The sequence below is a fragment of the Pantoea sp. Cy-639 genome (assembly GCF_011752525.1).
Taxonomy (GTDB): domain Bacteria; phylum Pseudomonadota; class Gammaproteobacteria; order Pseudomonadales; family Pseudomonadaceae; genus Aquipseudomonas.
This window is the reverse complement of sequence record NZ_VWXI01000006.1, coordinates 196,299-220,928: the sequence shown is the minus strand read 5'-3', so window position 1 is coordinate 220,928 and position 24,630 is coordinate 196,299. Positions and strand designations below refer to the sequence as shown.

Here is a 24,630-nt window from a genome sequence, read left to right as displayed (position 1 = left end):
AATTTAACCAGCCCCCTGTCACTTTTCCACTCTCGCTCGGCAAGGAAGCAGTCAGCACTATTTCGTCGAGGAGCCGCTGCATGTCCCGTGCCGTTGATGCTTTGCTTCGCCCCAGCCTGATGGCCCTGGCCATCGGCCTGGCCGCCCCGTTGGCCAGCCCGGCCCTGTTCGCCGCCGAACAGACCGCGCCACGGGCCTACAACCTGCCCAGCGGCCCGCTGGCCAACACCCTGAACCAGATCGCCAGCCAGGCCGGCATCGCCCTGGCCCTGGACCCAGGCCTGGTCGATGGCCGCACCTCGGCCCCCGTCAATGGCCAGTACGACGCCGCCGGCGCGTTGCAGGCCGCCCTGCGGGGTACCGGCTTGCAACTGCAGCAGAGCAACGCCGGCAGCTACAGCCTGGTGGCCGTAGTCGAGGGCAGCCTGGCGCTGCCGGAAACCAACATCGACGCCAACAGCAGCTATGAAAGCGCCTGGGGCCCCGTGGAGGGCTATACCGCCAAGCGCACCGCCGCCGGTACCAAGACCGACACCGCGCTGGTCGAAGTACCACGTTCCATTTCCGTCGCCACGCGCCAGCAGATGAGCGACCGCGGCGTGCACAGCCTCGATGACGCGGTGAAGTACATGCCTGGCATCGTCTCCGCCAGCTATGGCAACGACACCCGCTACGACTGGATGCGGGTACGCGGCTTCGAGCCGACCCAGTTCCTCGACGGCCTGCCACTGCCACGCGGCGTCTATGCCAACCCCAAAGCCGAAACCTGGAACCTGGACCGCCTCGCACTGCTGCGCGGCCCCGCCTCCTCGATCTACGGCCAGACCCCGCCCGGCGGCCTGCTGGACATGGTCAGTCGTCGCCCGCAAGCCGAGAGCAGCCATGAGGTCCAGTTGCAATACGGCAGCGACAACCATCGTCAGATCAACTTTGCCAGCACCGGCAAGATCGATGACCAAGGCCAGTTCCTCTACAGCATCAGTGGCGTGCTGCGCGACGGCGGCACCCAGGTCGACCATATCGAGGACAAGCGCTACAACATCGCCCCGAGCCTGACGTGGAACATCGACGAAGACACATCGCTGACCTTCCTCTCGCAGTTCACCCGCGACGATACCGGGGCCACCAGCCAGTTCCGCCCGATCCAGGGCACCAAGATCGGCATGCCGTTCGGCAAGATCTCGCACCACAAGAACCTCGGCGACCCAGACTACGAGTTCTACGACCGTACCTACTATGCGCTGGGCTATGCCTTCGAGCATCGCTTCAATGATGTCTGGCAATTCCGTCAGAACCTGCGCTACACAAAATCGGACCTGTCGTTCCAGACCATTACCCCCGGCGCCTACTACTCACCCGGCGGCCCTGTTCAGAACGATGGCACGGTCAACCGCATGTCCACCAATGTCGATGAGGACATCGGCCAGTTCGCCGTGGACAACAACTTCCAGGCAGACTTCGCCACCGGCGCCATCAGCCACACTGTGCTGATCGGCCTGGACCACCAGCGCACCGATCACGACTACCTGGCGATCTACGGTTTCAACGTCCCCCCCACCAATGCCATCAACCCGGTTTACGGCGTGCCGATCACTCGCCCGGACCGCTCCGAGGCGTTCTACGACTACAACCAGAAGACCGTCCAGACCGGCCTCTACCTCCAGGACCAGATGGCGCTGGACAAGTGGCGCCTGACCCTGGGCGGACGTCAGGACTGGGTACACACCGGTACCAAGTTCTTCAACAAGGGCGATGCCACCAATACCCAGCGCGACAGCCAGTTCAGTGGCAATGCGGCGATCAGCTACGTCTTCGACTCCGGTTTCGTGCCCTACCTGTCGTACGCAGAGTCCTTCCAGCCGGCCAGCAGTGCCGATGCCGACCCACTGAAAACCTTCAAGCCCACCGAAGGCAAGCAATGGGAACTGGGCATCAAGTACCAGCCACCTGGCTCCAATACCCTGCTCTCCGCCGCAGTGTATGACCTGACCCAGAAGAACATCCTGGTCACCAACAACAACGGCGGTGTAGCCGTCACCAGCCAGACTGGCGAGGTCAAGGTTCGCGGCCTGGAACTCGAAGCCGTCTCCGATGTGACCGAGAACCTGAAAGTGGTGGCCGCCTATACCCTGGCCAAATCCGAGGTGCAGAACGGCCAGTACAAAGGCAACCGGCTGCAACTGATGCCGAATCAGCAGGCCTCGCTGTGGACCGACTACACCTGGCACACCGGCGTGCTCGACGGATTCGGTATCGGTCTGGGCGCACGCTACACCGGCAACACCTATGGCAACCAGGAGAACACCTGGCTGGGCAAGGCCAATGCCTACACCGTGTTCGACGCCGCCGTGCACTACGACCTGGGCCGCCTGGACAACAGCCTCAAAGGCGCCTCGGTGGCAATCAACGCCACCAACCTGCTGAACAAGGACTACCTCTCCACCTGCGACGGGTACTACTGCTACTACGGCGACCAGCGCAGCGTGGTCGCCAGCGCCACCTACAAGTGGTGAATACCCATCGCGTGGCCAGCCCGCTCACACGCCGTTCCCTCTCGGCGTGGAAGCGGGCTTGCCCCGCGATGGCGTAAGGAGCCGTGATGAAAAGCCAAACCATCCGCCGCTGGTCGGCGATCCACACCTGGAGCAGCCTGGTATGCACGCTGTTCCTGCTGCTGCTCGCACTGACCGGCCTGCCGCTGATCTTCCACCACGAACTCGAGCACCTGCTGGGCGATGCCCCCGAATTGCGCGAGATGCCCGCCGGCACCCCGCAGCTTGACCTGCAGCAACTGGTCATCCAGGCCGAGCGGCACCGCCCCGGCGAAGTGGTGCAGTATTTCGGCTACGACAAGGACGAACCCGACGGGGTGCTGACCATCATGGCCGCCACCGCCGGTACCGACCCCAACGACTCGCATACCTTCATGCTCGACGCCCGCACCGGCGAGGCGGTAGCCATGCCGGCGTCCAACGGCGGCTTCATGATGACCATGCTGCGCCTGCACGTGGACATGTTCGCCGGCCTGCCCGGCAAGCTGCTGCTGGCGTTCATGGGCGTGCTGTTCATCGTCGCGATCATCTCCGGCACCGTGCTGTACGCGCCGTTCATGCGCCGCCTGCGTTTCGCCACGGTGCGCCACGACAAGTCGCGTCGGCTGCGCTGGCTCGACCTGCACAACCTGATCGGCGTGGTCACCCTGACCTGGGCCCTGGTGGTCGGGGTCACCGGGGTGATCAGCGCGCTGTCCGACCTGGTCATCGCCGCCTGGCGCAACGACAGCCTGGCAGCGATGGTCGCGCCCTACCGCGATGCCCCGCCGCTCACCGAACGCGCACCCGCCACGCGGCTGCTGGACATCGCCGCCGAGGCCGCGCCCGGCATGCGCCCGGACTTCATCGCCTTCCCCGGCACCCGGTTCTCCAGCGAGCACCATTACGCAGTCTTCATGAACGGCGCCACCCACCTGACCTCGCACCTGCTCACACCCGTGCTGATCGATGCCCGCACCCTGGAGGTGACAGCAGTCGGCGAGCGCCCTTGGTACATGGACGCCATGGGTCTATCGCAACCCCTGCACTTCGGTGACTACGGCGGACGGCCAATGCAGATCCTCTGGGCTCTGCTCGACATCCTGACCATCATCGTGCTCGGCAGCGGCCTGTACCTGTGGTGGGGCAAACAGCGCAAGCCACGGGAGGCACGGGCATGAGCCACAGGTCGCAATCGACTCGACGGATATTCGCCTGGCCGCTGCTGATCGCCGTGCTCAGCGGCGCCGGGCTGTTCGCCGCCCTGCTCGGTGACGGGGTCTGGGACAGCCTGGCCTGGCTGGGCCTGGGGCTGTCGGCGGCGCTGGGGTTGAGCGGCTTCTGGCCGCGGCGCCAGCGATAGCCGGTTACCGCCAGGCCTCGCCTGGCAACCCGCAGGGTGGGCTCCCGTTTGCCAAGGAGCTGCACCATGACCCCTCTTCAACGCCTCGAAGCCCTGGATGCGCGCATCACTGCGCTGCAACTGGGGCAGCCGACCCTCGACCCGCGCCTTGCACCCGCGCAGCAACGCCAGCAGTTGTACAGCGCACTGGCCCACTTCTGGCACACCAAAGGGGCCAACGGCGATAACCGCCAGACTCAGCTGGCCCGGCTACGCCAGGCGCAACTGCTGGCCGAACTCGAATTGCGCCTGGCCGACGGCACCCTCGACGACACGGACGAATTCCTCCTGCGCACCTGCCTGAGCTACCCGTTAGCCTGGCAACGCCAGGCCTCGAGGCAGCTTCGCGCCGAGATCTTCCGCCCATGCTTCAGTACACGCAGCCCGAACCGCCGCTGTCATCTGCCGGGTACCCTGGTGATCGTCGCCGCGCCGCCCGGCCTCGAAGCTGTTCCCGGGCAGATCCAGGGCAAGGCCCTGTTGTACAGCTTGCCCCACGGCATAGAAGCCTTCAGCGACCTGGCCGCGCTGCATGTCGAGCTTTGCGAACGACTCGACGATCCCTTGCAGTCCCAGGCCTTGCTGGCACTGCTCGAACGCCCGGAAGACCTGACGACCGTTCAGCAGGCCGACCGGCTGCGCTACGAGTGGTACGCCGACGACCCTTTTGTCTATCAGGCCGACTGCCTGATCGAGCAGCAGCGGGCCCGACTCGGCGCCCTATGGCAGATGCCATCGACCGCGCAGGCCGACCAGCTCGAGCAGGCACTGGACCTGACAGCGCAGATCGGCAGTAAACAACCGCTCGCCACCCGCTATGCCCTGCTGCTGGAAAAGCACTTGCCGCCCTGGCTGCACGAAGCCTCCCCGCAAGCCCTTGCGCATATCATGCAGACCCTGCAAGAGCTGGCGGGGGCGATCGCCCTGGCCGGCGCTCCCGGCCTGCTGACGCTGGAACAGTTCCAGCAACGCAACACCCTGTCGAGCTGGGTCCGGGCCCGCCTGGACGAAGGCTTGCGCTGGAACCCCGGGATCGACATACCTGCCGAGGACATCCGCGTCAGCGTCACCCTGGCCCGGCGTACCGGCCCCCTGATCAACCCCTTGCTACCTTCGGCCTACATAGCCGCCAACAGTCGCGCGCATACCGACGAGACGATCGAACGGATCCCGGTTACCTACACACTCGAGAACCTCGCCTTGCTCAACATCGCCTGGTTCGATGTCGACTACTGGCTCACGGCCCGGGTGCACCGGAACGACGGCGAAGCCATCGAGGCCCTGACCCCGCAGCGAGTCAAACAGCTCGTTCGCGACCTTGAGGCAGGCACCAGCTACAACCGCTTTCTCAAGCGACACCTGCTCGATTCGGAACAGGCGCAATGGCGTCGCCAGGCCCACGCCCGGATCAACCGCGCGCGCCTGCACGCCGAGGCCGCCAAGGCGCGCTATGCCGGGCACTTTCTCGCCGACCCCGACGAGCATGGCTATGCCTGGGCCCGCTCGCTCATCGAACAACCGGAGCATCATGGACGCCTGGCCTCCACCGGTCAGCGGATCAACGCACGCCAGTTGCTCATCCAGGGCCATACCGTGCAAGGCCTGCTCCTGCTCGACAGCGACCAGCCACGCAGCACGCGGGTGGTGATCTACGCACCGGACGTGCCGGATCGACGCCCTTGGCGTGAGTACCGCAATACCCGCGAACTATTGCGCGACCTGCGTGGCCAGGCGCCGCTGCGCGAGTACGTGCTCGCGCGCATGCCACTGGCCAATCCGCGCAAGCTCGACAAGCTGCTGCGCAAAGGCAGGCTGGGGCCCCATGTGCAGCGCCCGATCATCGAAGGCCACCTGTTCGACGCAATCTACCGTGCCGAGGTCAGCAGCATGATGGCCCAGACCGACGCGGCCAGCCGCAGCAATCGCGAACTGCTGGGCCGCTTCGGCCTGGATGCGCTGCGCCTGACACTCGACCTGGTCAGCCTGGTGCTGCCCTACCCGGCCATGGCCGCCCTGGCGTTCGGCCGCCTGGTCATCTCAGTGCTGGATGGCGTGCAAGCCATGGGCATGGACAACCATGAGGAAGCCCTGCACCACACGTTCTCGGCCCTTAGCCACAGCCTCGATGCCGTGAACAATATCGTCGGCGGCCTGAGCCCCGGCGCGACCGGGGTCAAGGGCTTTTCCGGCTCGACGCTGATGCGCCGCGCGGTCAGGGGGCTGCCACCACCACGTCCCCTTACCCTGCCACCGCGCTATGCGGCACCCGTCGAGGCCAGCCAGTTGCGCTATCGCATCGACGGCCTCCACGGCGAGGGGGTGTTTGAAAAGACCGGCACCAACCCTGGCCTGACCCAGTACTACATCCGCGACCCCCAAGGACGCTTCTACCAGGTCAGTTTCGACGGCCAGCGCTGGCGTGCGACCGACCCCAGTCAGCCGGATGCCTATATCAGGCAACCCGTGAAGCGCCTGCGCGACGGCACCTGGGTGATCGACTCGACCGTGCTCTGGCATGACGGCCTGCCGGACATACGCCAGCTCCTCGACGACAGCCGGCTAGAACCTGCACGGGCAGGAACGCCGATGGCGGAGCAAACGGAGCTGTTCGAAGCCCAGGGCTACCTTTACCTGGAGATAAACGGCAGGCAGCTACCGGTACGCAGGCACTTGTTGGATGGGCACTATCACCTGCAGATCGCCGAGAACGCCCAAGGCATGGTTCAGGCCTGGGCAGTGCTGCGCAAACTGGGGGACAGGTGGCGGATACGGGTACGCCAGGCTGGTCGCAGCAGTGGCTGGCTGACGCTGGACTGACTAAGCCCGACCTCAGCCACTCACGTACCTGCGGGGCACATGAGTGGCTGTACAGGTTACTCGGCCAGGCGCGGCAACAGGCGATCCAGGCGCTGATGCAGAGCGCTGCCGCTCGGCCAGTTGCGCAGCAGGCGTGCACGGTCGCGGGAATAGGCCGGGGCGAAGCTGAGCTGGGTGGCATGCTGGCACATGGCGTCCAGGTCGATCAGCGACCACTGGCCGTCCTGCCAGAACAGGTTGTGGCCCTTGAAATCACCATGGCTGATGCGCTCGCGGATCAGTTGTTGCATCAGCGCCACCAGCGCATCGACCTGCTCCTCGGGTGCATCGCCGTTCTCCACATAAGGTGCGAAGCAAGCTGCCAGGTCAGGGCCGTCGAGGTATTCGGTCACCAGGTAGGCACGGCTGCGCAGCCCCATGACCCGCTGCTCGAGCACCGCCAGAGGCCGTGGGGTAGCGATGTCGAGGAACGCCAGGCGGTTGCCTTCGATCCACGAATGCCAAGCCCGGCTCGGGCGCCAGAAGCGCTTGAACCAGTGGGCGGTGTTCTTGATGTTGTAGCGCTTGAGCACCAGCCTGCGGCCGCCGACCTCGATACGCGCCACGCTGGCCGCGCCGCCGGTCTTGTACAGGTGGCCCTGGTCGATCAGCGCGTCGGCCTGCTCCAGCACCGGCAGCATGGCCTCGACCTCGCTCCGGCGAATGGCACGCAGCCCGGACAGGTTGCGCTGCACGCTGAACAACGTGCATTCGCGTCCGGCCTTGTCCAGGTAGTCCTTCATCCGCCAGGTACGCACCTTGTCCACTTGCTTCTGCAGCGCTTCCAGTGGCAACGCGTGCTCGGCGTTGGCCAGCAGGTAGTGCACCAGCAACTCTTCGATGAACGGTTCAAGGCGCTTGGGCAACTGGGCGAAAAACACCCCGAGGTTCTCCAGCACACGCTGGCGCGACAACTGCTGGCCTGGCGTCTCGGCCTTGATCCCGGCGCCATCGATCAGGTACAGACGAGCGCCATGACGCAGCAGGTTGTCCAGGTGCAGGTCTTCCTGCCACAGGCCCTTGGCATGCATCTGCGCCACTGCGGTCAGCGCCTCGCCGAGCACCAGGTGCTGCTCGTCGGCGAGCACCGGCAGGCGCTCGACCTGGGCCCAGGCATCGGCCAGGCTCTCGGCGTCCTCCAGGTATTCGAACAGCAGCCAGCCACCCTCGCCCTCTTTCAGGCCGTCAGCCAGCAGTTGCGGGGTGACCAGCCCCTGGCCGGCCAACAGGCGCACGCCCTCGAGCTCACGCTGGAAGTGCCGGGCGGCACTGGCGCCGACCAGCAGCTTGGCCAACACCTTGGTACCACGCCAGATACCGGCGCCGACATAGCGCTGGCCAGGCAGCACGCGCAACAGGCTGAGCAGTTGCAGGTCGGCCACGCCCGCAGCATCGGCCAGGGTGACAGTCAGGGGCAACGACGGGCTACGCCCGGCATCCTTGAGTTCGGACAAGCGCATCAGCGGTTCTCTTTGTGACGACGGCGTTGGGTCAGGCGTTGCAGCCAGGTCGTGGTCAACCCGCTGTCCACGGGCTGTGCCAGGTAGGCCCCGAGCAGTTGGCGGACGTCCGCCTCGCTCCAGGCACCGGCACGACGCAACAGCGGCTCCAGGTCCTTGAGACGGTCCCGCATGCCCAGCAGCAGCGGCCGGGTCTTCTCCAGGTCGATCAGCTGGGCCTGCCAGCCATCGCGGCGTTCACGCAGGAAAATGTGCTTGGGATAGAAGCAGCCATGTACCTGGCCAGCGGCGTGCAGGGTGCGCGCCAGCTCGCCGCAGGCCTGGAGAATGCCATCGCGTTGCGCCTGTGGCAGTTGCGCCCAGCGGGCCAGCAACTGGTCGAGGTCGGTCCATTCGTCCAGCGCCCGGGTCATGAGGATCGCCCGGTGCTCGCCGGCGTGCTTGCGCGCGCCGTAGAACACGGCCTGCAGCGCCGGGATACCGAGTTTTTCGTAGCGGCTGATGTTGCGGAACTCACGGGCGAAGGTCGGCTCGCCGAAAGGCCGGTGCAAGGTGCGCGTGAAATAGTTGCTCTGACGCTTGAGGTAGTAGCCCTTGCCCTCCAGCTCCAGGCGGAACACGCGACTCCAGCCGCCGCGGCCGATATTGGGCTCGTCCACGGCGTCCAGCTGCAGCGCCCAGAGCGACTCGAAGTCGCCCAGGCCATGACGTTGCAACAGCGCCTGGTCGGCGCTGGCCAGGTAGTCGGTCATTCCCTTCCCTCGAAAAAGCTCAGTACCTGGCGGATCCGGCGCTTGTCCTTGGCGTTCAGGCGCTCGCGCCCACGGTACTGCAGGTAGAAACGCAGGCGCTGGGTGGCCGACAGGTGATACTTGGCAACCTTGTCCAGGCACGCCAGGTCCTTGATCAGACGGTGGCGCAGCATGAAACCGCGCCAGAAGTCGCCGGTCGGGCAGTCGATCAGGAACAGCGTGCCCTGGTCGTCCACCAGCAGGTTGCGCCACTTCAGGTCGTTGTGGGCGAAGTGGTGCTCGTGCATCACCCGGGTGTAGCGAGCCAACTGGCGGCTGATGTGGTCGACCCAGGCGCGGTCACGCAGCAAGGGATCGTTGCGCTCGGCCAGCACGGACAGGTCTTCGGTGCGCGGCAGCTCGCGGGTCACCATCGCGCCACGGCCGAAGGCCAGGCCATTGCGCTCCAGCCCCCAGGCCACCACTTCGGCGGTGGGGATGCCCCACTTGGCGAACTGCTTGAGGTTCTGCCACTCGGCCTTGATTCGCGGGCGCCCCAGGTAGCGGCGCATGTGCTTGCCGGCACCGGTATAGCGCTTGACGTAGTACCACACGCCATCGCGCTGGATCCGGCTGACCTCGCTGAGCGGGTCACGGGTCAGGTGTTCGCCCTTGAGGGCGAACACCGCGTCGAGACTGCCAAAGTCCGCCGCCAGGTGTGCGTACTCCGGCGCCAGGTTCCAACGCGCCATCAGAGTGCATCCCCATAGCGTTGCTTGCGATCGTAGAGTTTCTGCGCCTTGCGCTCGAGCCACGCGAGCAGCGCGGCCTCCTCTTTGAGGACCTGGCGCAATGGACGCTGGAAGTAGCCACGCAGGAAGCGCAGCTTGTCACGGCGGGTAAGACCGATGTCCAACGCCGAGAAATACAGGGCAGCGAGGTCCTTGTCGCGCCAGCGCCGGGTGATTTTCGCCCGGGTTTGCGCCCGGTGCAGGTCGATCACCGACAGTTTGAAGTCATCCGCCGTCACCGGACGGTCGGTATGCAGCAGGAAATGGCAGATGTAGCAGTCGCGGTGGTTGACCCCAGCGCGGTGCATGCCGCCCGTCATCTTCGCCACTTCGCCGATCAGCGCGCGCTTGAGGCGCGGCTCGGGTGGCTGGCGGGCCCAGTCGAGGCTGAAGTCCTCCAGGCTGACGGTCGGTGCCAGTTCCTCGGTGACGATGAACGAGTGCTGGGTCGCCGGATTGGCGCCACGCTCGCCATAGGCAACCGCCGTCATGGTTGGCACGCCTGCTTCGTGCAGGCGCTGGATGGCCTGCCACTCCTGGCCGGCGCCGAGTACCGGGAGCTTGGCGCTGAACAGGTTCTTGAAGATTTCGCCCCAACCGATGCCGCGGTGGATCTTGACGAAGAAACCCTCGCCATCGACCTCGGTGCGCAGGGTGCGGCGACCTTCCAGCTCGCGGTACACCTCGCCCTGCAACTGCTCGACGGCATCGAACGGATCGCGTCCGGCCCACAGGCGCTTGAACGGCTCGTCCAGCATCAGTTTCATGGGCGCTCCTCGGCGAGAATCACGTCGGCGGCATGCTGCGGCATGCTGTACAGGTCGGCACTGTCGGCGAACGCAACGCCATTGCGCGACCACGCCATGCGGGCCTCGCCGTCCTCGAGCATGCGTTGCAGGTAGCGGTTCAACTGCTCCTGCTCGAACGGCTCGTCCAGCACCAGGCCGCTGTCGGCCTCGGCGATGTAATGGGCGTAGCCACACACCTGCGACACCAGCACCGGCAACCCGGCGACCAGCGCCTCGAGCAGCACGGTGCCGGTGTTCTCGTTGTAGGCCGGATGGATCAGCAGGTCGGCACCCAGCAGGAAGCGCGGGATGTCGCTGCGACCCTTGAGGAACTGCACCTGGTCGCCCAGGCCGAGCGCCGTGCTCTGCACCTGGAACAGCTTGGGATCGTCCTGGCCGATGACCATCAGCCGGGTGCGCTTGCGCAATGCCGACGGCAGCGCGGCCAGGGCCTTGAGGCTGCGGTCCACGCCCTTGGTCTTGAAGCCCGAGCCGATCTGCACCAGCAGCAGTTGGTCGTCGGCCAGGCCGAATTCCTTGCGAAAATCCGCGCGGATCGCCTCGGCATCGGCCGGACGGCGGCGGTCCTGGGAGATGCCAGGGGGCAGCAGGTGGAAGCGCGCCTCGGGGGTGGCGTAGTGCTTGATGAACAACGGCTGCTGCACTTCGGAGATCATCAGGATCTCGGTGCGCGCATCCTTGGCGAACACTGCCCGCTCGTAGTCGGCAAAGTGACGATAGCGGCCCCAGCGCCGGTACAGGCCGCCGCGCAGGGTCTGGGCCTTGTCCTCGAAGCAGCCGTCGGCGGCGTAATAGACGTCCAGCCCCGGCATCTTGTTGAAGCCGATCAGGCGGTCGACCGGACGCTTGGCCAGGTCAGCCTCCATCCAGGCGCTGAGTTTCTCGTTGCGGCGATGGTTGAACAGCGCCTTCACCGGCGCCACCAGCACCTCGAAGCCCGGCGGGATGTCACCTTCCCAGATCAGGGTGTAGACACGGATCTGATGGCCACGCTTCTGGCATTCGAGGGCGATGCGCATGAAGTCGCGCTGCAGCCCGCCAAAAGGGAAATACTTGTAGAGCACAAAAGCCAGTTGCATCAACGCACATCCTCAGCCAGCAGCAGCGCGCTCAAGCGGCCCGCCACATGCTCGGGATTCAGGCGAGTGAAGCACAGCGGCCACTCGCGTTTGAGATCGAACCGGCGCTGATCCTCGGCGCTCGGTTTGTAGGTGCACTTCTTCTGCAGGCACGGGGCGCAGGGGAAGTTGCTCGCCTGGTGGATCTGGGCACGTCCATAGGCACCGGTCAGACCAGGGTTGGTGGGGCCGAACAGGGAAATGGTGGGCACATCCAGCGCCGCGGCCAGGTGCCCCAGCCCGGTGTCCACCGCCACGCAGGCCTTGGCGGCCGCGAGCACGCGGGCTACACCCACCAGGTTCAACCTGGGGAGTACCTGGCAATTGTTCAAGCCCTGGGCGATGCGCTCGGCACGCGCCTTCTCGGCCGGGTTGCCCCACGGCAGCATGACCTGCAGGCGGCGCCGGCCCATGCGTTCGGCCAGCTCGCGCCAGTAGGCCTCGGGCCAGTGTTTGGTGGCCCAGGTGGTGCCATGCAGGAACACCACGTAGGGCGCGGCTGGCGGCAGTTGCAGGCGATCCAGGTCGAGGCCGTAGTCGCCCAGCCCTTCAGGCAGGTCGTAGGCCAGGGCCAGCCCGAACAGCTGGCGCACACGCTCCACGGCATGCTGGCCGACCGCGACCGACAACCGTCGATCATAGAAGCGGCTGGCCCAGCCCTCGCGCGCCGAGTAGCGGTCGAGACCGGCCACCGGCGCCTTGACGTAGCGCGTCAGCCAGGCGGACTTGACCAGGCCCTGGGCATCGATCACCAGGTCGTACTGGCGTTCGCGCAGGCGTTGCTTGAACGCCCTCCACTCGCCGCTCCTGAAGGTCTGCCAGAGGTTCTTGCGCCAGCGGCGGATGGCCACCGGAATCACCTGGTCGACCGCCGGGTGCCAGCTGGGGATTTCGGCGAAGCCTTCCTCGACCACCCAGTCGAAACGGATCCCGGGAATGCCGTGGGCGGCGTCGGTCAGCGCCGGCAGGGTATGGATGACATCGCCCAGCGACGAGGTCTTGATGATCAGTACCCGCACTCAGTCGACCTCGGCCACGGTGGCGATCAGGTCTGACCCGCCCAGGCCATGCAGGGCGGCGATGACCTTGCCCGGCTCCAGCAGGCGCAGGCAGTTGTAGTGGCCGAAGCGACAGGTGCGCTCGAAGCACGGGCTGCATTCGATGCCGGTGCGCACGATCTCCACCTGGTCGGCCAGCGGCGGGGTGAAGCCCGGCGAGGTCGAGCCATAGACCGCCACCAGCGGGCGGTTCAACGCGGCGGCCACATGCATCAGACCGGAATCGTTGGAAACCACGGCGCTGGCGCAGGACATCAGGTCGATAGCCTCGGCCAGCGAGGTTTCGCCAGCCAGGTTGAACGACTCCTCGCGCAACCCAGGAATCAGCCGTTCGCGGATCTGCTCGCCGACCGCGTGGTCGTTCTTCGAGCCGAACAGCCAGACCTGCCAGCCCTGGCGAACCATCGCGTCGGCAACGCTGGCGTAGTGCTCGACCGGCCAACGCTTGGCCTCGCCGAACTCGGCGCCCGGACACAGCGCCAGCACCGGACGGTCCCGCTCCAGGCCGAACTTGGCCAGCGCGGCGTCGCGGCTAGCGGCCTCGATGCGCAGGCTCGGGCGCGGGTACGGCTGCGGCAGCTCGGCACCCGGCGCATAGGCCAGGGCCATGAAGCGTTCGATCATCAACGGGTAGCGTGCCTTGTCCAGCTTGCGCACGTCGTTGAGCAGCAGGTAGCGCATCTCGCCACGCCAGCCGGTGCGCTTGGGAATGCCCGCGAAGTACGGCACCAGTGCCGACTTGAGCGAGTTGGGCAGCAGGATCGCCTGGTCGTACTGGCCTGCCAGCGACTTGCCGATGCGCCGCCGCGTAGCCAGCTCCAGCGCGCCATGGCCGAGCGGGAAGCTCAAGGCCTGGCGCACCTCGGGCATGCGTTCGAGGATCGGCCGGCTCCACTCGGGGGCCAGCACGTCGATCACGCATTCAGGGTGCTGTTGCTTCAGGCACTGGAACAGGGTCTGCGCCATCACCATGTCGCCGACCCAGCTGGGGCCAATGATCAGTATTCTCATGCTTTATCCAGAAACATTCGGGGAGGCTGCAGGCTGATCTGCAACCTGGCCTCCCCTCTTTATATTCAGGCTATGTGGCGGACAGTGTACCACCGGTGGTGAGGCATGAGCCTTTGGGGCCGCCTGGCGGCCCCGGCGCGCTCAAGTCAACCCCAGCTCGCTCCAGATCCGCCGCACCTCGCGGCGCTCGTCGGCAAACTGTGCGGCGTCGAGCACCCCGGCCTGTTTCTGCAAGGCCTGGCGGTGCGAGGCCGAGCGAAACGCCTTGTACACCTCACGCAACAGCACCGCATCGCTGGCTGGCATCAACCCCGCCTGCTCGAGCTCCTCGAGGATACGGATGTTGTCGGTCCAGCGCAGGATGGCCGGATGGTCGTGGGACCAGGCCAAAGCGGCGTATTGCACCATAAATTCGATATCGACGATACCGCCGGCATCCTGCTTGATATCGAACGGCTGACCGGCATCGAACGCATTGCCGGCAGTGCCGGCCGCCGTGCTCTTGGTGCCCAGGTTGCCGCGCATCTTGGCGCGCATTTCGCTCACCTCCACACGCAGCTTTTCCAAGTCGTGGGGCTGGCCCAGTACCTTGGCCCGCACGCCTTCGAAGGCCCTCGCCACCTGCGGGCAACCCACCAGCACACGGGCACGCACCAGGGCCTGGTGCTCCCAGGTCCAGGCCTCGTTCTGCTGGTAGCGCTCGAACGCACCCAGCGAACTGACCAGCAGCCCCGAGGCGCCGGATGGCCGCAGGCGCATGTCCACGTCATAGAGCTGGCCGGAGTTGGTCTGGGTGGTCAGCAGGTGGATGATGCGCTGCCCCAGGCGGGTGAAGAACTGCGCGCCGTCGATGGGCTTGGCGCCATCGGTCTCGGCGTTCGGATCGCCATCGTGGATGAACACCAGGTCCAGGTCCGAACCATGGCCCAGCTCGATACCGCCGACCTTGCCGTAACCGACGATGATGAAGCCCGGGTCGCACAAGCTGCCGTCGCTGCGCTGCGGCTGGCCATGGCGCGCCACGGTCTGGCGCCAGGCCAGGGCCAGCACCTGGTCGAGGATCGCCTCGGCCAGCCAGGTGAGGTAGTCGCTGACCTTCATCAATGGCAGGTTGCCAGTGATCTCCGAAGCCGCCACCCGCAGGCTGTGGGCCAGCTTGAAGTGGCGCAGGGCCTCCATCTGCTGCTCCAGGTCGTCCTCGGGGATGCGGGTCAGGCGCTCGCGCAGCTCGGCAGCCAGCTCCGGCGCCAGCGGCGGGCTGAACAACCGCCCCTCGTTGAGCAACTCGTCGAGCAGCAGCGGGTAGCGGGCGATCTGTTCGGCGATCCACGGGCTGGCCGCGCACAGGGTCAGCAGCCGACGCAAGGCGCCCGGGTTCTCGGTGAGCAGCACCAGGTAGGCGGAGCGCCGGGCCACCGCCTCGACCAGTGGCAGCACCCGCTCCAGCACCAGGTCGGGATTGTCGTGCTCCACCGCCTGGGCCAGCAGGCGTGGAATGAAGGCATCCAGGCGCTCGCGGCCGATACGCTGCATCGAGCGCAGGGTCGGGCTGACCCGCAGCGCGTTGAGCCGGCGCAGGGCCTCGACAGGCTGGCGGAACCCGGCCTCCTCCAGCTGGCGACCAGCGGCCTCTTCATCCTGGGCCTGCTCCCACAGCGGCGACCATTCGCCGCCTACCACCAGCTCGCCCTCGGCGTCATCCTCGTCAGGGTCGGCGATCACCTGGCGGAAGTGCCAGTCGATACGCCCGCGCCAATGCACCAGTTGCTCATGGAAGCTGGCCCAGTCGGCAAAGCCAAGCATGTACGCGACGCGTGCCCGGTCGGTGTCGTCCTCCGGCAGCATCTGCGTCTGGCGGTCGGCGATAGCCTGGATCGCATGCTCGGTATAACGCAGGAATTCATAGCCATCGCGCAGCTCGGTGACCACGGCAGGCGGCAGGTAGCCTTGCCCTTCCAGGGTCGCCAGCACCTTCAGCAGGGGTCGCTGCTGCAGGCTCAGGTCGCGTCCGCCGTGAATCAGCTGGAAAGCCTGGGCGATGAACTCCACCTCGCGGATGCCACCGGCGCCCAGCTTGATGTTCTCGGCCATGCCCTTGCGCCGCACCTCCTGCTGGATCAGCTGCTTCATGGTGCGCAGCGCCTCGATGGCGGAAAAGTCCAGGTAGCGCCGGTAGACGAACGGTCGCAGCATCTCCTGCAACTGCGCGCCGGCCGCCTGGTCGCCGGCCACCACCCGTGCCTTGATCATCGCGTAGCGTTCCCAGTCGCGCCCCTGGTCCTGGTAGTACTGCTCCAGGGCGTTGAAGCTCAGCACCAGCGCGCCGGCCGAGCCATAGGGGCGCAGGCGCATGTCGACGCGGAACACGAAGCCATCGACGGTCACCGGGTCGAGCGCCTTGATCAGACGCTGGCCCAGGCGGGTGAAGAACTCCTGGTTGTCCAGCGAGCGCTTCACCCCTTCGGTCTCGCCACCCTCGGGGAAGGCGAAGATCAGGTCGATGTCGGACGACAGGTTGAGCTCCACCGCCCCCAGCTTGCCCATGCCCAGCACTACCATGTGCTGGGGCTGGCCGCTGCGGTTGCCGATCGGCGTGCCGAACTGCTGGCAATGGCGCGGATACAGCCACTGGTAGGCCTCGTCGATGGCGCCGTCGGCCAGATCGGAAAGGTCGCGACAGGTCTCGGCCAGGGCCGCCTGGCGGGTGATGTCGCGCCAGATGATGCGCAGCTGCTGACGGTTGCGCTCGCGACGCAGGTTGCGCGCCAGCTCGTCTTCGTCCTGCGCGGCCTGGGCCACGGCTTTGAGCCGGGCGCGCAACTCGCCGGACGCATAGGGACGGGCAAGCTCGCCGCAAGCCAGCAGTTCGCAGAGCATGGCGGGCTCGCGCTGGGCCTGGGCCAGGACGAAGTCGCTGGCTGCGGCGACCTGGTCGAACTGCCGTCGCTGCTCGTCGCTCCAGGTATCCAGGCTCAGCCCAGGCCGGGCGGCCAGGGCCTCTTCCAGGAACTGGCGATTACGCACGACCAGCGGTTGCAGGGAGACGGGCAGGTCGAGCGGCAAAGGCAGGCGCATGGTCTATCCTTGATCGGCGTGAAAGAGAGGGGTTGGAGCGGTCGAAGGGGAGCCGGACCACGGTTGGACTGTCGTACAAAAGTTGGAAATAGCTGAAAAAAACGAATCATTGGCAAGAAACATCAAGAATCACCCGTTCGCGACACAACGCCAACCAACATGAACGTTTTTCCTCACAAGCCGAGGTGCGACCAAACGTCGCATTTATGTAGTTTTACTACTACCCATGGCGCGCAAAAGCATGAAATGCGAAACCATTTGTAGTAAAACTACACCGCGCCGGATGACTGTCCGGTAATCCAAGAATTCACGACGTCTGCCCATAAGGCCAGTCGCAAACTCAGGCCATCGATTCTGGTGGCCTTTCCGCCCTGGAGCAAGCCATGCAAGACCTCGATCCAATCGAAACCCAGGAATGGCTGGATGCCCTGGAGTCGGTCCTCGACAAAGAAGGCGAAGACCGCGCTCATTACCTGATGACCCGTATGGGCGAGCTGGCCACCCGTAGTGGCTCCCAGCTGCCGTATGCCATCACCACGCCCTACCGCAACACCATCCCTGTCACCCACGAAGCACGCATGCCTGGCGACCTGTTCATGGAACGCCGCATCCGCTCGATGGTGCGTTGGAACGCCCTGGCCATGGTCATGCGCACCAACCTGCGCGACTCGGACCTGGGTGGTCACATCTCCAGCTTCGCCTCCAGCGCGACCCTGTACGACATCGGCTTCAACTACTTCTTCCAGGCCCCGACTGAAGAACACGGCGGCGACCTGATCTTCTTCCAGGGCCACGCCTCCCCAGGCATCTATGCCCGTGCGTTCCTCGAAGGCCGCATCAACGAAGACCAGATGAACAACTTCCGCCAGGAAGTCGACGGCCAGGGCCTGTCCTCGTACCCGCACCCGTGGCTGATGCCTGACTTCTGGCAGTTCCCGACCGTTTCCATGGGCCTGGGCCCGATCCAGGCGATCTACCAGGCACGCTTCATGAAGTACCTGGAAGCCCGTGGCTTCATCCCGGCCGGCAAGCAGAAGGTCTGGTGCTTCATGGGCGACGGCGAGTGCGACGAGCCGGAATCCCTGGGCGCGATCGCCCTGGCCGGCCGCGAGAAGCTGGACAACCTGATCTTCGTCATCAACTGCAACCTGCAGCGCCTCGACGGCCCGGTTCGCGGCAACGGCAAGATCATCCAGGAACTCGAAGGCGTGTTCCGCGGCGGTGGCTGGAACGTCAACAAAGTGGTCTGGGGCCGCTTCTGGGACCCGCTGTTCGCCAAGGACACCGACGGTGCCCTGCAGCGCCGCATGGACGAAGTCATCGACGGCGAGTACCAGAACTACAAGGCCAAGGACGGCGCGTACGTCCGCGAGAACTTCTTCAACACCCCGGAACTCAAGGCCATGGTCGAAGACCTGTCCGACGACGAGATCTGGAAGCTCAACCGCGGCGGCCACGACCCGTACAAGGTCTACGCGGCGTACCACCAGGCGACCAACCACAAGGGTCAGCCGACCGTCATCCTGGCCAAGACCATCAAGGGTTACGGTACCGGTGCCGGCGAAGCCAAGAACACCGCGCACAACACCAAGAAGGTCGACGTCGACAGCCTGCGTCACTTCCGTGACCGCTTCGACATCCCGGTCAAGGATGCCGACCTGGAGAACCTGCCGTTCTTCCGTCCGGAAGAAGGCTCCGCCGAAGCCAAGTACCTGGCCGAGCGCCGCGCCGCCCTGGGTGGCTTCGTGCCGCAGCGCCGTGCCAAGAGCTTCAGCGTGCCGACCCCGCCACTGGAAACGCTCAAAGCGATCCTCGACGGCTCGGGCGACCGTGAAATCTCCACCACCATGGCCTTCGTGCGCATCCTGGCGCAACTGGTCAAGGACAAGGAAATCGGCCAGCGCATCGTTCCGATCATCCCGGACGAAGCCCGTACCTTCGGTATGGAGGGCATGTTCCGCCAGCTGGGCATCTACTCGTCCGTGGGCCAGCTCTACGAGCCGGTCGACAAGGACCAGGTGATGTTCTACCGCGAGGACAAGAAGGGCCAGATCCTCGAGGAAGGCATCAACGAAGCCGGCGCCATGTCGTCGTTCATCGCCGCCGGTACCTCGTACAGCTGCCACAACCAGCCGATGCTGCCGTTCTACATCTTCTACTCGATGTTCGGCTTCCAGCGTATCGGCGACCTGGCCTGGGCTGCCGGCGACAGCCGTACCCGTGGTTTCCTGATCGGCGGTACCGCCGGCCGTACCACCCTCAACGGTGAAGGCCTGCAGCACGAAGACGGTCACAGCCACATGATGGCGGGCACCATCCCGAACTGCCGCACCTACGATCCGACCTACGGCTACGAGCTGGCGGTGATCATCCAGGACGGCATGAAGAAGATGACCGAAGAGCAACAGGACATCTTCTACTACATCACCGTGATGAACGAGTCCTACCAGCAGCCAGCCATGCCGGCCGGTGTCGAGGAAGGCATCGTCAAGGGCATGTACCTGCTCGAGGAAGACACCCGCGAAGCCGCGCACCACGTCCAGCTGATGGGCTCCGGCACCATCCTGCGCGAAGTCCGCGAAGCGGCGAAGATCCTGCGTGAAGAGTTCAACGTCGGCGCCGACGTGTGGAGCGTCACCAGCTTCAACGAACTGCGTCGCGACGGCCTGGCCGTGGAACGCGCCAACCGCCTCAAGCCTGGCCAGAAGCCACAGCAGACCTACGTCGAGCAGTGCCTGGCCGGCCGCAAGGGCCCGGTCGTCGCCTCCACCGACTACATGAAGCTGTTCGCCGAGCAGATCCGCCAGTGGGTCCCGAGCAAGGAGTTCAAGGTCCTGGGTACCGACGGTTACGGCCGCAGCGACAGCCGCAAGAAGCTGCGTCACTTCTTCGAAGTCGACCGCCACTTCGTGGTGCTGGCCGCCCTGGAAGCCCTGGCCGACCGTGGCGAGATCGAACCCAAGGTTGTGGCTGACGCCATCGTCAAGTTCGGCATCGATCCGGACAAGCGCAACCCACTGGACTGCTGAGGAGTATTTTTAAGTGAGCGAACTCATTCGCGTACCTGACATCGGCAGCGGTGAAGGTGAAATCATCGAGCTGTTCGTCAAGGTCGGTGACCGTATCGAGGCCGACCAGAGCCTGCTGACCCTGGAGTCCGACAAGGCCTCCATGGAGATCCCGGCCCCCAAGGCCGGCATCGTCAAGGAACTGAAGGTCAAGCTGGGCGACCGCCTGAAAGAAGGCGACGAATTGCTGGTCCTGGAAGCCGAGGGCGCCGCTGCTGCGGCTCCCGAGGCTCCGGCCGCAGCCCCGGCCCAGGCTGCTGCACCGGCTCCGGCCGCTGAAGCCGCCCCGGCTCCTGCGCCTGCTGCCGCCCCGGCTGCTGCCAGCGTGCAGGACATCCACGTGCCGGACATCGGTTCGTCGGGCAAGGCCAAGATCATCGAAGTGCTGGTCAAGGTCGGCGACAGCGTCGAGGCCGACCAGTCGCTGATCACCCTGGAGTCCGACAAGGCCTCCATGGAAATCCCGTCGCCCGCCGCTGGCGTGGTCGAAGAAGTCCTGTGCAAGCTGGAAGACGAAGTCGGCACTGGCGACCTGATCTTCAAGCTCAAGGTCGCAGGCGCTGCCCCAGCTGCCACTCCGGCACCTGCCGCGGCTGCCCCGGCCAAGGCTGAGGCGGCTCCGGCCGCCGCTCCTGCCGCTGCGGCCGCCGCCCCTGCACCGGTCGCTACCGCACCGGCTGCCGGCAGCAACGCCAAGGTCCACGCAGGCCCTGCGGTTCGCCAGCTGGCTCGCGAGTTCGGTGTCGACCTGGGCGCGGTTGCCGCGACCGGCCCGCACGGCCGCATCCTGAAGGAAGACGTGCAGGTCTACGTCAAGGCCATGATGCAGAAGGCCAAGGAAGCGCCGGCTGCTGGCGCGACCGGCGGCGCCGGCATCCCGCCGATCCCGGCCGTGGACTTCAGCAAGTTCGGTGAAGTGGAAGAAGTCGCCCTGACCCGCCTGATGCAGGTCGGCGCCGCCAACCTGCACCGCAGCTGGCTGAACGTGCCGCACGTGACCCAGTTCGACTCTGCCGACATCACCGAGCTGGAAGCTTTCCGCGTCGCGCAGAAAGCCGTCGCCGAAAAGGCCGGCGTCAAGCTGACCGTGCTGCCACTGCTGCTCAAGGCCTGTGCCTTCCTGCTCAAGGAACTGCCGGACTTCAACAGCTCGCTGGCCCCAAGCGGCAAGGCGATCATCCGCAAGAAGTACGTGCACATCGGCTTCGCCGTGGACACCCCGGATGGTCTGCTGGTCCCGGTGATCAAGAACGTCGACCAGAAGAGCCTGCTGCAACTGGCTGCCGAAGCCGCCTCGCTGGCCGAGAAGGCCCGCACCAAGAAGCTGTCGGCCGACGAGATGCAAGGCGCCTGCTTCACCATTTCCAGCCTCGGCCACATTGGCGGCACCGGCTTCACGCCGATCGTCAACGCGCCTGAGGTGGCGATCCTTGGTGTGTCGAAGGCCACCATGCAGCCGGTCTGGGATGGCAAGGCCTTCCAGCCGAAGCTGATGCTGCCGCTGTCGCTGTCCTACGATCACCGCGTGATCAACGGCGCCGCCGCCGCGCGCTTCACCAAGCGCCTGGGCGACGTGCTGGGCGACATCCGCACCATGCTGCTGTAAAGCTGCACGCTGCCCCTCTCCGGGGGGCAGCACCGTTTTCGAGCTGCCACGCTCGTACCTCAACCCCGCCACCTGGCGGGGCTTTTTTTGCCCTCCATTTCGTAGGCGCCGGCCTTGCTGGCGAGGCCGGCGCCTACAGATTTTCGCATCCCGGCCGACAACCTGTTCACAGCATTGTCCACGGCCGCTTGCCAGCCCTCGGGACATGATGCAACCTTGCCCGAAGCGCCGCCGCATAACCCGCGACCCGCCGCACCAACCGCCTTCTTCAAGCGAGTCTTCGATGAAAAGCCAACCCGATGCCGCCAGCCGTGTGGCAGCCGAGGTCGTCACGCAGCTCCCCGTGCCCTCGCGGCTCGGCATGCTGCGTTTCGAACGGCTCAACGAAGCCAGTTGGGCGATGCTCTACCTCGATCCGGCCTGCGAGCGCCAGTTCGGCCTGGCCGCCGCCGACCTCTGCGCCCTGATCGGCGCGCCCTACGCCAGCCTCATGGAACCCGAGGCGCGCTACAAGCTGCACGACGAAATCCAGTTGCAGCTGTCCCGACGCGGCCACTATCGGGTGCGCTACACCCTGCACGCCAGCCCCGACAGCCTGCGCCTGCTGGAAGTCGGCGAGAGCTACAAGCAGCACAACCGCCAGTTGCTGCGTGGCTACCTGACCGTGCTCGACGACCAGCAGGACGACGACGCGGGGCACGACACCGACGACCTCGAGTCGCGCAACAACCGCCTGCAACTGGCCCTGCAGCTCAACCAGCGCGCCCAGCAGGAGCAGCTCGAGCACCTGGAGCGGGTGCGCGCCCAGCAGGACCTGATCCTGCGCCTGGCCCGCCAGCGCTACAGCATCGGCAACTCACTGCTCGAAGCCGCCGAGCTGATCACCCAGAGCGCCTGCGAAATCTACAACGTCGACTGCGCCAGCATCTGGTACCTGGACGAGCAGCGCCTGGAGCCGATCATTGCCTGGTACCGCCGCGAACGGCAGCACCGCCTGCCCGAGGCGATCGACGTCAGCCGCTTTCCGAACTACCTCGAAGCGTTGCACGCCAGCCGCGCCATCGACGCCCACAACGCCAGCCACGACCCGCGCACCCGCGAGATGGCCGAGACGCTCTACAGCACCGACGACAACGCCATGCTCGATGCCAGCATCCGCATCGACGGCCAGGTGATCGGCGTGCTGTGCCTGGAGCAGACCGGCCGCGCCCGGGCCTGGCAGTCGGACGAGATCGCCTTCGCCGGCGAACTGGCCGACCAGTTCGCCCAGGTGATCAACAATCACAACCGGCGCACCGCCGCCAGTGCCCTGCACCTGTTCCAGCGTGCTGTCGAACAGAGCGCCAGCGCTTTCCTGCTGGTCAATCGCGACGGCGTGGTCGAGTACGTCAACCCCAGCTTCACCGCCATCACCCAGTACAGTACCGAAGAAGTCCAGGGCCACCACCTGGCCGAACTGCCGGCGCTGGAGAACCTCAGCGAGCTGCTGTTCGATTCGCCCTCGAGCCTGGCCATGGGCAACAGCTGGCAAGGCGAGTTCAAGAGCCGGCGCAAGAACCTCGAACCCTACTGGGGCCAGCTGTCGATCTCCAAGGTGTATGGCGACAACCGCGAGCTGACGCACTACATCGGCATCTATGAGGACATCACCCAGAGCAAGCTGGCGCAGCAGCGCATCGAACGCCTGGCCTACACCGACAACCTGACCAACCTGGGCAACCGCCCGGCGTTCATCCGCAACCTCGACGAGCGCTTCGCCCGCGACAGCGCCAGCCCCATCTGCCTGCTGCTGGTGGACATCGACAACTTCAAGCGGATCAACGACAGCCTCGGCCACCAGACCGGCGACAAGCTGCTGATCAGCCTCGCCCGGCGCCTGCGCAACAGCCTGAGCAGTGGTGGCAGCCTGGCTCGCTTCGCCAGCAACGAATTCGCCCTGCTGCTCGACGAGACCCCGCTCGAGAATGGCCAGGACGTCGCCCATCAACTGCTGCGCACCCTCGACAAGCCGATGTTCGTCGACAACCAGCTGATCAACGTCACCGCTTCGGTGGGCCTGGCCTGCGCGCCGCTGCACGGTAGCGACCCGGCCACGCTGATGAAGAACGCCGGCCTCGCCCTGCACAAGGCCAAGGCCAACGGCAAGCACCAGGTCCAGGTGTTCACCGAAGTGCTCAACGCCGAGGCCAGCTACAAACTGTTCGTCGAGAACAACCTGCGCCGCGCGCTGACCCAGAACGAGCTGGAAGTCTTCTACCAGCCCAAGCTGTGCCTGCGTAGCGGACGCCTGCTCGGCCTGGAAGCGCTGCTGCGCTGGAATCATCCGGAGCGCGGCATGATCCGCCCCGACCAGTTCATCAGCGTCGCCGAGGAAACCGGCCTGATCATCCCCATCGGCAAGTGGGTGGTACGCCAGGCCTGCCGCATGAGCCAGCAACTGCGCGAGGCCGGCTTCGGCAACCTGCACGTGGCCATCAACCTGTCGCCCAAGCAGTTCTCCGACCCCGAGCTGGTCAGTTCGATCGGCAGCATCCTCAAGGAAGAAGCACTGCCGCCGCACCTGCTGGAGCTGGAGCTGACCGAAGGCCTGCTGCTCGAAGCCAGCGAGGACACCCACCGTCAGCTCGACGAGCTCAAGGCCCTGGGCCTGACCCTGGCGATGGACGACTTCGGCACCGGCTACTCGTCGCTGAGCTACCTGAAGAAGTTTCCGATCGACATCATCAAGATCGACCGCAGCTTCATCAACGAGATCCCCGACAACCAGGACGACATGGAGATCACCTCGGCGGTGGTGGCCATGGCCCACAACCTCAAGCTCAAGGTGGTGGCCGAAGGGATCGAGACTCCCGCGCAGCTGGCATTCCTGCGCCGGCACCGCTGCGACGTGGGCCAGGGCTACCTGTTCGACCGGCCGATTCCGGGGCGTGAGCTCAACGAGAAACTGCGCCGCTACCCACGCGGTCCGATGGACTGACAGCGGCACAAACCTCGGGCACTATAGGCATCACTTGCCTTCTGGGGCTGCTTTGAGCCCTTCGCAGGCTATCGCCAGCTCCCACAATGACTTCACAACTACTGTGGGAGCTGGCGATAGCCTGCGATGGGCCGCAA

Annotated in this window: 15 protein-coding genes; 7 read left to right on the top strand and 8 right to left on the bottom strand. The window is 65.7% G+C overall.

The features are described from left to right. Positions 1–80 precede the first annotated feature (80 nt). From F3J43_RS10245 to F3J43_RS10230, 4 genes are all read left to right on the top strand, one after another. On the top strand, positions 81–2,513 hold the full coding sequence (locus tag F3J43_RS10245; RefSeq protein WP_166885408.1) for a TonB-dependent siderophore receptor: 2,433 nt from the start codon (positions 81–83) through the stop codon (positions 2,511–2,513). An 86-nt stretch (positions 2,514–2,599) separates the two neighbouring features. Beyond that, a complete protein-coding gene (locus F3J43_RS10240) occupies positions 2,600–3,712 on the top strand; it encodes a PepSY-associated TM helix domain-containing protein (RefSeq protein ID WP_166885406.1) in 1,113 nt (370 codons plus the stop codon). Then, entirely contained in the window at positions 3,709–3,894 is a 186-nt protein-coding gene (locus F3J43_RS10235) for a DUF4175 domain-containing protein (protein ID WP_166885404.1), read from the top strand. Before F3J43_RS10240 ends, F3J43_RS10235 begins: the two co-directional genes overlap by 4 nt. A 66-nt stretch (positions 3,895–3,960) precedes the next feature. Further along, positions 3,961–6,750, top strand: coding sequence for a dermonecrotic toxin domain-containing protein (locus F3J43_RS10230; RefSeq protein WP_166885401.1), 2,790 nt, complete (start codon positions 3,961–3,963; stop codon positions 6,748–6,750). Between the two features lie 56 nt (positions 6,751–6,806). Here the strand turns inward: F3J43_RS10230 and F3J43_RS10225 are convergent, their stop codons facing one another. From F3J43_RS10225 to glnE, 8 genes are all read right to left on the bottom strand, one after another. Continuing rightward, positions 6,807–8,249 carry a lipopolysaccharide kinase InaA family protein gene (locus F3J43_RS10225; protein ID WP_166885399.1) on the bottom strand — a complete coding sequence of 481 codons (1,443 nt, stop codon included), beginning with the start codon at positions 8,247–8,249 and terminating at the stop codon, positions 6,807–6,809. Beyond that, complete coding sequence (locus tag F3J43_RS10220) at positions 8,249–9,001, bottom strand: lipopolysaccharide kinase InaA family protein (RefSeq protein WP_166885397.1); 753 nt, start codon at positions 8,999–9,001, stop codon at positions 8,249–8,251. The genes F3J43_RS10225 and F3J43_RS10220 overlap by 1 nt, the downstream gene beginning before the upstream one ends. Further along, on the bottom strand, positions 8,998–9,732 hold the full coding sequence (locus F3J43_RS10215; RefSeq protein WP_166885395.1) for a lipopolysaccharide kinase InaA family protein: 735 nt from the start codon (positions 9,730–9,732) through the stop codon (positions 8,998–9,000). Before F3J43_RS10215 ends, F3J43_RS10220 begins: the two co-directional genes overlap by 4 nt. Continuing rightward, on the bottom strand, positions 9,732–10,538 hold the full coding sequence (rfaP, locus tag F3J43_RS10210) for a lipopolysaccharide core heptose(I) kinase RfaP (protein ID WP_166885393.1): 807 nt from the start codon (positions 10,536–10,538) through the stop codon (positions 9,732–9,734). The genes F3J43_RS10215 and rfaP overlap by 1 nt, the downstream gene beginning before the upstream one ends. Further along, positions 10,535–11,659, bottom strand: coding sequence for a glycosyltransferase family 4 protein (locus tag F3J43_RS10205; protein ID WP_166885391.1), 1,125 nt, complete (start codon positions 11,657–11,659; stop codon positions 10,535–10,537). Before F3J43_RS10205 ends, rfaP begins: the two co-directional genes overlap by 4 nt. Beyond that, complete coding sequence (gene waaC, locus F3J43_RS10200) at positions 11,659–12,717, bottom strand: lipopolysaccharide heptosyltransferase I (RefSeq protein ID WP_166885389.1); 1,059 nt, start codon at positions 12,715–12,717, stop codon at positions 11,659–11,661. The genes F3J43_RS10205 and waaC overlap by 1 nt, the downstream gene beginning before the upstream one ends. Continuing rightward, complete coding sequence (gene waaF / locus F3J43_RS10195; RefSeq protein ID WP_166885387.1) at positions 12,718–13,767, bottom strand: lipopolysaccharide heptosyltransferase II; 1,050 nt, start codon at positions 13,765–13,767, stop codon at positions 12,718–12,720. Positions 13,768–13,908: 141 nt separating this feature from the next. After that, positions 13,909–16,842: a bifunctional [glutamate--ammonia ligase]-adenylyl-L-tyrosine phosphorylase/[glutamate--ammonia-ligase] adenylyltransferase gene (gene glnE / locus F3J43_RS10190; protein WP_166885385.1), complete on the bottom strand. Its 2,934-nt coding sequence runs from the start codon at positions 16,840–16,842 to the stop codon at positions 13,909–13,911. A gap of 383 nt (positions 16,843–17,225) precedes the next feature. On the opposite strand from glnE, the gene aceE reads away from it, so the two are divergent. The 3 genes from aceE to F3J43_RS10175 all read left to right on the top strand — a co-directional run bounded on the left by aceE (position 17,226) and on the right by F3J43_RS10175 (position 24,493). Beyond that, positions 17,226–19,871 carry a pyruvate dehydrogenase (acetyl-transferring), homodimeric type gene (gene aceE, locus F3J43_RS10185; RefSeq protein ID WP_166885383.1) on the top strand — a complete coding sequence of 882 codons (2,646 nt, stop codon included), beginning with the start codon at positions 17,226–17,228 and terminating at the stop codon, positions 19,869–19,871. Positions 19,872–19,884: 13 nt separating this feature from the next. Next, positions 19,885–21,516: a dihydrolipoyllysine-residue acetyltransferase gene (gene aceF / locus F3J43_RS10180; RefSeq protein ID WP_166885381.1), complete on the top strand. Its 1,632-nt coding sequence runs from the start codon at positions 19,885–19,887 to the stop codon at positions 21,514–21,516. A gap of 283 nt (positions 21,517–21,799) precedes the next feature. Continuing rightward, positions 21,800–24,493 (top strand): putative bifunctional diguanylate cyclase/phosphodiesterase, encoded by a 2,694-nt coding sequence (locus F3J43_RS10175; RefSeq protein WP_166885379.1) that lies wholly within the window; start codon positions 21,800–21,802, stop codon positions 24,491–24,493. Positions 24,494–24,630 lie beyond the last annotated feature (137 nt).